The organism is Candidatus Wallbacteria bacterium, assembly GCA_028687545.1.
Lineage (GTDB): Bacteria > Muiribacteriota > JAQTZZ01 > JAQTZZ01 > JAQTZZ01 > JAQTZZ01.
The window spans coordinates 1-13,032 of record JAQTZZ010000075.1 but is presented as its reverse complement, the minus strand read 5'-3'; the positions used below and the strand labels follow the sequence as shown (position 1 = coordinate 13,032).

Sequence of the window (13,032 nt, the reverse complement as noted above, 5' to 3'; positions counted from 1 at the left end):
AGCAGCGACACCACTGATCAGGAACTGGAAAATCTGCGACAGGTGAGGGCCGAGCAGGTTGGCAGAGCCAAGGTTTCCCGGGAAGTTTCCGGCATGGATCCCAATCTCAAGAAGGAACGGCGGCTTTCAAAGATCTTGAACAAGAAATTTTCCGACGAATTTTCGGCTCTTGTGCAGTCCGGAAAGCAGGCCGACGGTGCGGTAGGTTCGGACAAAGAGAAGAGCAAGGTACCGGAGAAATAGGTAATAGGTAATAGGTAATAGGTAATGGGTAATGGGTAATGGGTAATGGGTAATGGGCAATGGGTGAATGGGCAATGGGTGAAGAGTGAATAAAGACTGGGAATAGATAACCTCACTCATCACTATTCACCAATCACTAATCACTAAAAAAAACGGAGGTTACATGAACAGAATGTTTAAAACCGTACTTTTTCTAGGAATAATGCTGGCAGTTTCCATGCTGCAGGCTGCGCCTGCCAAAGTTCCTGCTTTCACCCTGGCCTGGAGCGAATGGCCGGGCTGGTCAGTTTTCGGCGTGGCCCATGAACTGAAGCTGATCGACGGAGCTGTGGGAAAATTGGGATCTTTAGAAGTGCAGTACAACATCGACATCGTACTCAAGGAAATGGACTATGACCCATGCATTACAGCGTATGGTTCCAGCCAGGTGGACGCTGCCTGCCTCACCAACATGGACACACTGCCTGGCTGCCTGGGCAGGAAAAGCGTAGCGATCCTTCCTAACGACACTTCATTTGGCGGAGACATGTGCATTGTGGTGGGCATTGATAAACTTGAAGATCTGAAGGGCAAGACCGTTTATGGGCTGGAGAAGTCAGTCAGCCAGTATTTGTTCAGCCGCAATCTGGAAATGAAAAACATTCCTGAAACAGACGTGAAATGGATCAACATGGATCCAGGTGCTGCGGCCCTCGCCATGCAGCAGAGTAACCCTGATTACAAAGCCATTGTGGTCTGGAATCCTTTCTGCCTGCAGACTTTAAACACCAGAAAAGACGCCAAAGTTCTATTCGACAGCACCACGATTCCGGGTGAGATCATCGATCTGGTAGTGGTCGGCCAGGATGCGCTGGACCGCGATGGAGGCGACAGATTCGCACAGGCTGTAATCGATGCTTATTACAAAGTGATGGAAAAGCTTGAAAATAAAGATACAGCAGACAAGACCCTGATCATGATCGGTGAAAAATTCAGCAACCTGAAGCTTGAGGAAATGAAGAAAGTAAAGACTGGCACCAAGTATATCACAACAGCAAAAGAGGCTTATGATTTTTTCACAAGCGAGAAGATCAAAGAAACCATGGATAAGGTTGTGAACTTCAGCCTGTCGCATCAGGTTGTGGACAAGAAACCTGTGATAGGATTTGGCACAAAGAAAGTCGCTCCGGCTGATTTCCGCTTTGATCCAAGCTATCTCGCGAAATTTACCGGCAATCTATGGCCAACAGCTCCAACCATAACCACAACTGAAGTCAAAGCAGTAACTGGAACCGGCGAAACCGGTACCACCAAAACTACCGCTGAAACCGCAACGCATTAATTAACCTGGGAATGTGAGGGCCGATTTCAGATCGGCCTCTGGAATAAGGGCGGATTTCAGATCCGTTCATATATTATAATGTCATTTAAAAACTTGAATCTCAGCGAACCCCTGGAACGAGCACTAGCTACGCAAGGTTATCTTGAACCGACACCGATCCAGTACAAGGCAATCCCCGACCTCCTGAAAGGCAGGGACCTGATAGGCGTTGCCCAGACAGGATCAGGCAAAACCGCGGCATTCGTACTGCCGATACTGCAGAGGATGACTGAAAAATACCCCCGGATTCTTCGAACACTGGTACTTGCACCGACCCGGGAACTGGCTGCCCAGATCGGGGAAAGTTTCACAGCCTATGGTCAATACCTCAAATTCAAACACACCGTGGTCTTCGGCGGAGTCGGGCAGGCACCGCAAGTCAATGCTCTCACGAGGGGAGTGGACATTCTTGTGGCAACTCCCGGCAGGCTGCTGGACCTGATGAGTCAGGGCTACATTGATCTGAAAGACATTGAATATTTTGTCCTGGATGAAGCAGACAGGATGCTTGACATGGGGTTCATTCCTGACATCAGGAAAATAATCGGAAAACTGCCCCGCAAGCGTCAATCGCTGTTCTTCTCAGCCACCATGTCCTATCAGGTCAGCGAACTGGCCGGCAGGCTGCTGACAAATCCGGTGCATGTAGAGGCTGCTGCCACAGCTACCACAGTGGACACAGTCAAACAATATGTCTTCTTTGTGGATACAATCCATAAAGAACGACTGCTGCTGGATATTCTTCACGAGAGACATCTGTCCTGCGTGCTGATCTTCACCCGCACCAAGCACCGGGCCAACAAGCTCGCCACTTTTCTGCTGCATAATGGCGTCAGGGCTGACGCGATCCACGGCAACAAATCACAGGGAGCAAGAACAAAGGCGATGCAGGATTTCAAGGCCGGTAAGACCAGGGTTCTGGTGGCAACAGATATTGCAGCCCGTGGGATCGACATCGATGACATCTCGCATGTGATAAATTATGAACTTCCCAATGAAGCTGAAAGCTATGTGCACAGGATCGGAAGAACTGCACGGGCCGGAGCCGCAGGCACGGCTTTTTCTTTCTGCTGCGCTGAAGAAGGCGATTACCTGCGCGAGATTGAACGCCTGATCAGGCAGAAACTGGAAGTGATGGAACATCCTTTTCAGTCAGAAGCAGCCCGAAGTGCGGGGATCAGACCGGATGTGCCGCCGCCCAAGCATCAGAGAGGCTTCGGTCGGAACTTCAGGCCTGCCAACAAGCGTTCAATGCTGAGAAGATAAGGCAGTAAGGGGTCCAGTCATGCCAACAAAGCTTTTCCCGAGAATTAGGGTGGCTTGAAAATATGCGTTTGGAATAGAAACCGTGCCTGACTTTGTGACTGGGCAGAAACCGTGAGTTCCGATCATTGTTTCCGAAAAATATCTGGTTGTACAACACAAAAATTTGCTAAACTTAAGTTGGAATGAAACATTGTTATTTTTGGAAAAGGGGCTTGAAATGGCAGAAATCAATCGGACATTCACGCCAAGAGAGATAAAGAAAGAGCCTTCAGAACGGGCCGGCAGACTGCGCGGGATTTATTACAGCGCCCTGTCGTCGATCGAGAACGAGTTCCCCTACTGGTACACCAGAAAATACATGGAACTGGACAATGAAGTCCCGGTCGTCAGGCGCGCCGAGGCTTTGAAGGAAGCTTTTTCCCATCTGACACCCGTGATTTATCCCGGCGAACTTCTGGTGATGCAGAAAGCCCGTTACTGCAGAGGCTCCTTTCCCATGCCCTGGCTTTCCGAAGGCTATTACATGGCAAAGGAAGACGCTTTCTACAGGGAAGCCCTGAAAAGCGGAGGTGCGAGCGCTGACGAGCATTCCAAGTTCGGCTCAGGCGGGGGGAATGTGACCAAGAGCTTCGGCAAGATCGTTTCCATTGCCGGCAAATTCGGCATCAGGCAGGAAGAGGTGCCGGCTTTGCTCAAACTGGCGCGGATCTGGCACGGCAAGTCAGTGGATGACCTGGGACATAAATACGAGCAGATGGTCCCTGAATATGAAATGAAAGAAAAAATCATGCGCAACATAGTGTGCATGTTCGATTCCGGCTACACGCTTCCCCAGGGCCGGGAGGTGATAAATTATTATTATCCGCTTCAGTACGGTATCGACAGGTTGATCCTGATGGCGGATGAGATGAAATCAAAGACTGCAGGCAGGGCGGACGGAGACGGTCTGACCGGCATGAACAGGCTTTACAATTACGAGGCAGTGAAACTGGTGCTGGAGGGGCTGCAGAAGTGGATCCTCAATTACGCTGAAGAAGCCCAAAGGATTCAATCTCTTGACTTAAGCGAAACCCGAAAAAAAGAATTCGCCGAAATTGCAGAGATCCTCAGGCGGATTGCGCATCATCCCCCGGAAACATTCCGCCAGGCACTTCAGCTCTGCTGGACGCTGCATGTTGCGGTCTTAAATGAAGACGCCATCTCCGGGCTTTCACCCGGAAGAATGGGCCAGATCCTTTATCCTTATTATCAGAACGACTTGAAGGCCGGCAGAATCAACAGGGAAGAGGTGATCGAACTTCTGGAATGCCAGAGAGTGAAATTTACTGCCATCGACTGTTTCGCTTCCACAGGCGTTGTGGGCGGTGTCCTGTCAGGCAACACTTTCAATAATTTAAGCCTGGGCGGCTTGGACGAAGCGGGGAATCCGGCCTGCAACGAACTGGAGACCCTGATCCTGGAAGCAGGAATCACCTGTGCGACTCCTCAGCCCACACTATCCGTACTTTACGACGAAAAGCTGCCGGAAGGATTTCTGCTCAAGGCCTGTGAGTGCATCAAAACCGGAGCGGGCTATCCTGCCTTTATCAACAACAGGGTGGCCATGGATTTTTTGCTCGGCCAGTACCGGAACGAGGGTATGACTGTCAGTGAGGCGCGGGCTCTGGCGATAGGCGGATGCCTTGAAACCTCTCCCTGTTCCTGGCTGCCTCTTGAACTTGATGGAAAAACATACATGATTCCGGGCGGTTCAGGCCAGCCTACCAGCGTTGGCGTGCATTTCGTGTCCCTCCCCAAAATACTTGAACTCGTACTTTTTGACGGGATCGACCAGCGCACAGGGGAGCGCGTTTTTCAGCCACACGGCGGGAAACTGGATTCTTACCACGATCTTTTTTCAAAAGTGAAAGAGTATTTTTCAGAGGCTGTTCAGGCATTGACTCTTTGCAATAATATCCAGCATGACATCTGGCGCAAGAACAACATGTCGGTTGTGAATTCCCTTTTAAAACCGGATTGCCTCGAAAAAGGCCACCTCATCAACGAGCTTGGCTATCGCTACAATGCCACTTTCAACATTGAGACAGCCGGAACCGTGAACCTGATCAACAGCCTGTCTGCACTAAAAAAACTTGTCTTTGATGATAAAACAGTGGAGCTTGATGAATTCAAGCTCTGCCTGAAAGAAAATTTCGGTTTTAAGACTGCGGCAGAAGTCGATTCTTATTCCCTTGCTGAGCAGCAGAAAAATGACAGGTGGAAAAATTGGTCCAGACTCCATAAATCGGCGCTGTCCTGCCCCAAGTATGGAAACGCTGATGCCTACCCGGACGGCATTTTACTGGAATGGGAAAACTGGCTGACAGAAAAATGCAGGGAATTTGAATCCCTGTATGGCATGAGGATGTATGCCTGTCAGATTTCAGTTTCCACACACGGACCGATGGGTGCGGCTGCGATCGCGACTCCGGACGGACGGCTCTGCGGTACGACATTTGCCGACGGCTCGATGTCCGCCTATCCGGGCACAGACAAAAACGGTCCGTTCGCGTTGATGTCTTCGGCGACAGTGTGGGACCATTCCCAATCGCAGAATTCACAATTGAATCTTAAGCTTCACCCGGACGCTGTAAAGGGCAATGCCGGATTGCGCAAACTTCTCGAACTTACCAGGGCATACATGCGCAAGGGCGGTTTTCACGTTCAGTACAATGTTGTTGACTCAAAGATGCTGAAAGAAGCGCAGTCCAGTCCGGAAGGCTATCGGGATCTGATGGTGCGGGTAGCTGGATTTACACAGTACTGGGTTGAGATAGGCAAGCCGATCCAGGATGAAGTGATAGCCCGTACCGAATATGAGGAGGTTTAGGACATGACTGAAAAATACCTTTATCGCGACGTAATCGATTATGTTCCAGTTGACGCGGTGAAAGGGATAGATGTATTGAGCGGAGAAATGGTGAGTTCCGATGATTTTGCTCCGCCAGGTTATCGGAAAATCCCCAAGTGCAAATTCTGCTCCAGGTTCTCTCCGGAAGGTGAGCTGCTGGGTTTTTGTGAAGAGTCGAAAAACAGATTCATGGCTTACCCGGACCTGATTGCTGTCACCTGCGAAAGTTATTCTGAGAAGAAATAACCAGTGTCTATGGGACTTGTGTTTGACATACAGGGATACTGCATACATGATGGACCCGGGTGCAGAACCTCGATCTTTTTCAGCGGATGTCCGTTGCATTGTGGATGGTGCTGCAATCCGGAAGGAATACTGCCGGTTCAAAGGCTGATGAGGCGGAAAAGCCGCTGCCGCCGGTGCGGCGAGTGCAGAACAGCCTGTAAAAAGGGAGCAATCTCCGCTCAGCTGGAGTTCAACCGTACTTTCTGCGACAGCTGTGACAGCTTTGATTGCGTGCAGGCTTGTACTGCCGACACCCTGTCTGTGAGCGGCAGATATTATTCCTCTGAAGAGATTTTAGCCATTTTGGAGCGCGACCGGGATTTCTGGGGCAGTGGGGGTGGAGTAACGTTCACCGGCGGGGAACCCCTTTTTCAGGGTGAATTTTTACTGGATCTGCTGAACCAGTGCCGGGATAGACAGATCCATACCGCACTTGAGACTTCTGGTTTCGCCCAACCGGAAATTTTTGCAGAAGTCGCGGCAACGGCTGATTGGATCTTCACTGACTTGAAACACATGAATGCTGAGAAGCACAGAGAAGGCACAAACCAGGGAAATCAGCTGATCCTGAAAAACATTAAAGCCGCTATGGGGAAAAACAGCAGTAAATTCCTGCTTAGATTGCCCCTGATCCCCGGATACAACGATGATCACAAAAACATTCTTGAGACGGTGGAGTTCGTCCGCTATGCCGGCTTGACCGAGCTGAACGTTCTGCCTTTTCACAGGCTGGGCGAGTCAAAGTACGAACAGCTGGGGAATGAATACGAATACTCTCAGGCTGAAGTTCCAGAAGAAGGCCGGCTGGTAGAATTAAAACAACTGATAGAGAGCCATGGGATCAAGTGCTACCTCGGTCCGGAAACACCCTTCTGAGATCCGGGCTTGTGAAATGGACTCTAAGTGAATTTTAGCGCTCAGGCGGCACATCTGATATAATGAGCCTCTTGCAAATTTCTTTTTTGCGCTGTATCTTGCGTAGGAATTTTGTTAGAGGCTCATATGGGGCACTAATCTTAAGACAAGTGTCTCATAATGCCGTCAATTCAGTGCGTGAATACACCGGAAAATATCGGGAGGTATTTGATGCCAGTGTTTAACAATGTCCTGGAAGCAATCGGCAGAACTCCCTTAATCAGATTGAACAGCATCGGGAAAGATCTGAGTTCCAAGATTTATCTGAAGGCCGAATTTTTAAACCCTGGCGGCAGCGTTAAAGACAGGGTTGGCCTTAAAATGATTGAAGCTGCAGAAAAAGAAGGACGGATCAGGCCGGGAGGAACCATCATTGAAGCCACTTCCGGAAATACCGGCGTAGGACTGGCTTTAGTGGCATCCGTCAAAGGCTATAAGTGCATATTCGTGATGCCGGATAAAATGAGCCAGGAAAAGATCAGCCTTCTGAAATCTTACGGCGCGGAAGTGGTGATTACTCCTACCGCAGTGCCACCTGATTCGCCTGAGAGCTATAACGGTGTGGCGGACAGGCTGGCCAAGGAAACCCCTAATTCGTTCCGCCCCGATCAATTCGGAAACCCTGAAAATCCTCTGGCGCATTATTTGTCCACCGGCCCTGAAATCTGGGAAGATTCGAACGGCATGGTGGATGTTTTCGTGGCCGGGATCGGAACAGGTGGAACTATTTCCGGAACCGCCAAATACCTCAAAGAGAAAAAGCCTGAAATCAAGGTGATCGGCGCAGATCCTGTGGGATCGATACTTTCCGGGGACAGCCCCAAACCCTACAAAGTGGAAGGAATCGGGGAGGATTTCATCCCCAAAACCTATAATCATCAACTGGTAGATGAAATGATCAGAGTCAGCGATAAGGAATCCTTTAATACAGCAAGGCGCCTGGGACGCGAAGAAGGAATGCTGGTGGGAGGATCTTCCGGCACAGCTCTGGCGGCGGCGGTCAAATATGCCCAGCGTCTGACACAGCCCAAATTTATTGTGGCATTGATGCCAGACACCGGCAGAAACTACATTAATAAAATATTCTCCGATCAGTGGATGCAGGAAAATGGATTATGGGAAGGCAAAAAATCCCAGCCTGTAAACATATCCGAAATTCTGGCGGGAAAAAAGAAGCTGCCTCCCCTGATTTCGGTTTCTTCACACGACAAACTGCTGCATGCTGTTTCCCTGATGCAGGAATACAATATTTCACAGCTGCCTGTAATTGACGGTAAAGAAATTGTGGGCAGTCTGAACGAAGCCTCAATGATGCAGATCCTGCATGAGGGGATAGACGTTGAAAATCAGACTATTGCCAAAATAATGGGTAAGCCCCTGCCTTCTTTAGAGGAGCATACCAGGATTTCCGAAGCTTACCGGGTCCTTTTATCGGGAGCGAGCGGAATTTTAGTGAAACGAGAGAATTACCCGGTAGGTTTGATCACCAGATCGGATCTGGTGAACTACTGGATGCATCAGAAAAGCGAGGAATAACATGAAATTCGAAACACGTGCCATTCATGACGGACAGCAGCCTGATCCCTTGACCGGTGCAGTGATTGTTCCGGTTTATCAGACCTCGACCTATCATCAGGAAGCAATCGGAAAGCATAAGGGCTATGAGTATTCCCGCACCGGGAATCCCACCAGAACAGCCCTGGAAACTGCCATCGCTTCACTGGAAGAAGGCAGATTCGGCCTGGCTTTCGCTTCCGGTCTGGCCGCTGCCGGAGCAGTTTTCAGCCTTCTGGAAAAAGGGGACCATCTGGTGGCCGGGGACGACATGTATGGCGGCACGTATCGGCTGCTGGAGCGCATATTCAGCCGCTGGGGTATAACCGCCACTTACGCGGATGTCGATGACCCCGATAGTTTCAAGCGTGCGATCCGGCCTGAAACCAAAATGATCTGGCTGGAAACTCCCACCAATCCGTTATTGAAAATAGTGGACATAAAAAAAATCTGCGCTTTGAAGAATCAGAACCGCAACTTGATCGTGGCAGTAGACAACACCTTTGCCAGCCCTTATTTTCAAAGGCCGCTCACACTTGGAGCGGATATCGTGGCGCACAGCACTACTAAGTATATGGGTGGGCACAGCGATCTGGTGGGCGGCTCGATTGCCACAAGCAGTGAAGATCTTTATCAGAAAATGAAGTTTTATCAGAATGCAATGGGCGTAGTCCCTGGGCCATGGGACTGCTGGCTGACACTCAGGGGTCTGAAAACACTGGCGCTCAGGATGCGGGAGCATGAGAAGAACGCGCTGTACCTTGCGGAATGGCTTTCCCATCATCCGGCAATAGAAAAGGTCTACTATCCGGGACTCAAAAACCACGAAAACCATGAACTCGCCAAGGCGCAGATGGACGGTTTCGGCGGCATGATCAGCATTGAAATCAAGGGTGGTTTTCCGGAAGTGGAACAATTCATGTCCGGCCTGAAGATCTTCACTCTGGCTGAGAGCCTGGGAGGCGTGGAATCTCTAGTCTGTTATCCTGCCCGGATGACCCATGGTTCGATCCCGGAAGAAGAGCGGAAGAAGCGCGGGATCGGGGACAATCTGGTGCGCTTGTCTGTGGGAATCGAAAATAAAACGGATCTGCTGAATGATCTGGAACATGCGCTTTCGAAGATTTGCGAAACAAAGACTAGTGGCGGACACTAAGAGTAAAAGCCAGAGCTGAAACGATTGACGATAAAAGCTGGAAATACAGGCGGGAAATGCCATGATCATTGGAAAGTCATTCAAATCCAGGCGGATCTGCATAATTCTGGGAGTGTTTTCGATTCTGGTCCTGATTACAGCCTATTCGTTCCTGTCCACCATGCAGCATCGGAAAAACATCAATGATACTACGATTCCCGGGCTGAAACAATTGATCGAAGGCTATCATAAAGTGGTCACTCCCACTGCCAGAGGCGATGTCTGGCTGTATGAGGATCTGTCTGCCACCTTGTCCAGGCTGTTTTCAGGACTCTTCATTTCGATCCTGATTTCGCTTTGCCTGGCAGTCGGCATGGGTTGTTTTCCGACGATCGAAGCGCTGCTGACACCAGTGGTTTCAATCCTGGCCAAGCTCACTCCAACCGCCATGCTGGCCGTATTTTTCGTGATTTTCGGAACAGGCACTCAGATGTTCGTTTCCATGATCGTATTCGGCATCGTGCCGTCGCTGACACAGTCCACCTACCTCGCTGTGAAGAAGATTCCCAGGGAATTCATCGACAAAGCCTACACTCTAGGGGGATCCACTTTCGAAGTGATCTGGTTCGTGATCGTCAAGCAGATCTTCCCGGTATTTTTAAACAACATCCGGCTCTCCATCGGCCCGGCCATGGTCTATCTGATCGCAGCGGAAATGCTGGTGGGGGACGTGGGTTTCGGCTACAGGATCAGGATCCAGTCGCGGCTCCTCGCCATGAATGTAGTGTATCTCTATCTGGCTGTGCTGGCGGCTTTCGGCTACCTGATGGACTATTCACTTTCCAGAATCAACCAGAAACTCTTTTCCTGGTTCAATCAGGAGTAAGGTGGAAACATGGCTGATCCAGACAAGATTCTGAAACTGCAAAAAATCAGGCACTGGTTTGACCAGGAAGACGGGTCGAAAAGCCTGATACTGCACGATCTGAACTTCGAGGTAAAAAGAGGGCAGTTCATTTCCCTGGTCGGGCCTTCAGGCTGCGGAAAGTCCACCATCCTGAAAATGATCCTGGGCACCCATCCGCCCAGGGAAGGAGCTATACTGCTCAACGGCGAGCAGATTCATGGACCCACCAGGGATGTAGGCATTGTCTACCAGAAATACTCCCTTTTCCCGAATCTCACCACTATTGAAAACGTGGCTCTGGGCCCCCTGATGGACAGGACAACTACTCCGGAGCGCTTACTGCATCCTGCAAAATCCGGGAAACTATACTCCGGAATGAAGCAGGAAGCCCGGGAATTGTTGAAGCAGTTAAATCTTGAGCATGCGGCAGATCTGTACCCGCACGAAATGTCGGGTGGCATGCAGCAGAGAGCCGCGATTGCCCAGGCTCTGATCATGAAACCTGAAGTGCTGCTGCTGGACGAACCGTTCGGCGCTCTGGATACAATGACCAGGGAACAGTGCCAGAGGCTTCTGCTGCGACTTTATCTTTCCAACAAAACTGCAGCAGACAGCAAAAACCTGATCACTGTGATCCTGGTCACGCACGAGTTGTCTGAGGCGATTCTGGTCGGCGACAGGGTGATCGCAATTTCCCAGCACTGGAACTGGCTGGACTTGGGTTTCAAATCCTGCCCGGGAGCGACCGTTGTCTATGACAAAAAAGCTCCGATTTATCCGCCTGATATAGTGATCAAAGCGGAAGAATTTGCTGAACAGGAAAATGAGATTAAAAAAGCGGCCTTTGATCCCAATTACTGCCAGGATAAAAAAGAATTCCTGCAGGACTGGAAACAACTGACTGGAGGGAATCATGTCTGAAGCTCCTACTTATGCCTTTCTGAGGGAACTGGCCAGATCAGTGAACTCCAGGGCCTCGAATTCGCTGCTGATTTCCGGGAATATCAATGATCTTTATTATCTGGATGATTCCCGAGGCTATGTGCCGCTGATTGATTTTTTAAAGGAAAAATGGTCGGCTGCTCCAGGCAAGATCATTCTTGTGAATCAACTCAACGGCTTCATCGGATTCCCGAATCCAGAGTCCAGAAAACTCCTGAAAAAATCCTGGGTCTTCTGGAAATTGTCTCAACAATCAGATGCTGATCTCAAAACTCTCGAAGACGAATTCGAGGAAAATTTATACAGCCTGGATCGCTATCCTACGGCATCCCTGGAAATTCTGCGTCAATTCTGCCTGTGTTCACGGACAAAGGATCCCAAAACCGGCAAGCCTTTCCTGGAAAAGGATCTGATCATTTTCATTGAGTCGGCCGAAGTCCTGATCCCTGAAGGGAATATTCCGGACCTGCCGCCTGGTGACAGGCACAGGATCAACATAGGCCTGGACTGGTTTTCAGACCAGAGCTTCATCGAAGGGCCGGATGCAGTGATTTTGCTGTCTGAATCCGCCAGTGTTGTGAATCAGAAGATTTCCAGGCTGCCTTTCGTAAAACTGATTGAGATCCCGCTGCCTGATCTGGAGATGAGAAAGCACTATATTTCATTCTTCAATCAGGCTGAAGATCGCAAACTCAAACTTTGGGCTGGAGAGAATGAACTGGCGGAAATCTCTGCAGGACTAAATCTTTACGAATTACGGCAACTGATGAAAGAGGCCATCGGCAATGAACAGCGCATTGAAATCAGCGATGTCGTCTGTGGAGTGGAAAATTTCATTAAAGCCCAGCTCGGTGAGGATGTGGTGGAATTCAAGAGACCTGCCCACGACCTGGAAAAGGACGTAATTGGAGCCGCCAAATTAAAGGATTTCCTGAAAAAAAGCCTGATCCCCAGGATCAGGGCCGGTGGCGACAGTTCCCTGTCAGGAGCTGCTGTTTCCGGACCGATCGGAGTCGGGAAAACATTTATTTTTGAAGCTGTGGCCGCCTCCCTTGGAATTCCTGTTCTGGTGCTGAAGAACATCCGTTCTCAGTGGTTCGGACAGACAGACGTGATTTTTGAGCGGCTGAAGCGGGTGCTGGAAGCCCTGTACCGCGTGATGATCTTCGTGGATGAAGCAGATACGCAGTTCGGCGACCTGGGTCCTGATTCTCATTCTACTGAGCGGAGACTGACCGGAAAAATCCAGAACATGATGGCAGACACCCGTTACAGGGGCAGGATATTCTGGCTGCTCCTGACCGCCAGAATCCACCTGCTGTCTCCCGACCTTAGAAGACCTGGGCGAGCAGGGGATCTGATCATTCCTGTGCTGGATCCGGACCCTGACGGGGTGTTGGAATACCTGCGCTGGATATTTAAAACATCGGGTAATGAGTCACCATCGGAAGATGAACTCAGTACTCTAAGCAAAGCCACGATAGGATTCTATCCCAGCACTTATACCTTGTTGCGCAGTGAAATCAAAGCCTGGC

The 13,032-nt window shown here is 50.1% G+C and carries 11 protein-coding genes; all 11 read left to right on the top strand.

Annotated features, from left to right (window positions below; translation table 11 throughout):
- A partial coding sequence (locus tag PHW04_18125) for a hypothetical protein (GenBank protein MDD2717808.1) occupies nt 1-243 on the top strand: 243 nt, incomplete at its 5' end.
- A gap of 163 nt (nt 244-406) precedes the next feature.
- Nucleotides 407-1,564 (top strand): hypothetical protein, encoded by a 1,158-nt coding sequence (locus PHW04_18120; protein MDD2717807.1) that lies wholly within the window; start codon nt 407-409, stop codon nt 1,562-1,564.
- Between the two features lie 78 nt (nt 1,565-1,642).
- Entirely contained in the window at nt 1,643-2,869 is a 1,227-nt protein-coding gene (locus PHW04_18115; protein MDD2717806.1) for a DEAD/DEAH box helicase, read from the top strand.
- Between the two features lie 217 nt (nt 2,870-3,086).
- Nucleotides 3,087-5,738 (top strand): 4-hydroxyphenylacetate decarboxylase large subunit, encoded by a 2,652-nt coding sequence (hpdB, locus tag PHW04_18110; GenBank protein MDD2717805.1) that lies wholly within the window; start codon nt 3,087-3,089, stop codon nt 5,736-5,738.
- Nucleotides 5,739-5,741: 3 nt separating this feature from the next.
- Nucleotides 5,742-6,005 (top strand): 4-hydroxyphenylacetate decarboxylase small subunit, encoded by a 264-nt coding sequence (gene hpdC, locus PHW04_18105; protein MDD2717804.1) that lies wholly within the window; start codon nt 5,742-5,744, stop codon nt 6,003-6,005.
- Between the two features lie 9 nt (nt 6,006-6,014).
- Nucleotides 6,015-6,920: a glycyl-radical enzyme activating protein gene (locus PHW04_18100; GenBank protein ID MDD2717803.1), complete on the top strand. Its 906-nt coding sequence runs from the start codon at nt 6,015-6,017 to the stop codon at nt 6,918-6,920.
- A gap of 210 nt (nt 6,921-7,130) precedes the next feature.
- Entirely contained in the window at nt 7,131-8,495 is a 1,365-nt protein-coding gene (locus PHW04_18095) for a cystathionine beta-synthase (GenBank protein MDD2717802.1), read from the top strand.
- 1 nt (nt 8,496) lies between these two features.
- Nucleotides 8,497-9,669, top strand: coding sequence for a cystathionine gamma-synthase (locus tag PHW04_18090; protein MDD2717801.1), 1,173 nt, complete (start codon nt 8,497-8,499; stop codon nt 9,667-9,669).
- Nucleotides 9,670-9,730: 61 nt separating this feature from the next.
- Complete coding sequence (locus PHW04_18085; protein ID MDD2717800.1) at nt 9,731-10,534, top strand: ABC transporter permease subunit; 804 nt, start codon at nt 9,731-9,733, stop codon at nt 10,532-10,534.
- Between the two features lie 9 nt (nt 10,535-10,543).
- Nucleotides 10,544-11,476, top strand: a complete 933-nt coding sequence (locus PHW04_18080) for an ABC transporter ATP-binding protein (GenBank protein ID MDD2717799.1) — start codon at nt 10,544-10,546, stop codon at nt 11,474-11,476.
- A partial coding sequence (locus PHW04_18075) for an ATP-binding protein (protein MDD2717798.1) occupies nt 11,469-13,032 on the top strand: 1,564 nt, incomplete at its 3' end. The genes PHW04_18080 and PHW04_18075, both read left to right, overlap by 8 nt.

Coding starts and splice junctions, on each gene's coding strand:
- PHW04_18120 (MDD2717807.1), top strand. CDS start 407: ATGAACAGAATGTTTAAAACCGTACTTTTTCTAGGAATAATGCTGGCA.
- PHW04_18115 (MDD2717806.1), top strand. CDS start 1,643: ATGTCATTTAAAAACTTGAATCTCAGCGAACCCCTGGAACGAGCACTA.
- hpdB (MDD2717805.1), top strand. CDS start 3,087: ATGGCAGAAATCAATCGGACATTCACGCCAAGAGAGATAAAGAAAGAG.
- hpdC (MDD2717804.1), top strand. CDS start 5,742: ATGACTGAAAAATACCTTTATCGCGACGTAATCGATTATGTTCCAGTT.
- PHW04_18100 (MDD2717803.1), top strand. CDS start 6,015: ATGGGACTTGTGTTTGACATACAGGGATACTGCATACATGATGGACCC.
- PHW04_18095 (MDD2717802.1), top strand. CDS start 7,131: ATGCCAGTGTTTAACAATGTCCTGGAAGCAATCGGCAGAACTCCCTTA.
- PHW04_18090 (MDD2717801.1), top strand. CDS start 8,497: ATGAAATTCGAAACACGTGCCATTCATGACGGACAGCAGCCTGATCCC.
- PHW04_18085 (MDD2717800.1), top strand. CDS start 9,731: ATGATCATTGGAAAGTCATTCAAATCCAGGCGGATCTGCATAATTCTG.
- PHW04_18080 (MDD2717799.1), top strand. CDS start 10,544: ATGGCTGATCCAGACAAGATTCTGAAACTGCAAAAAATCAGGCACTGG.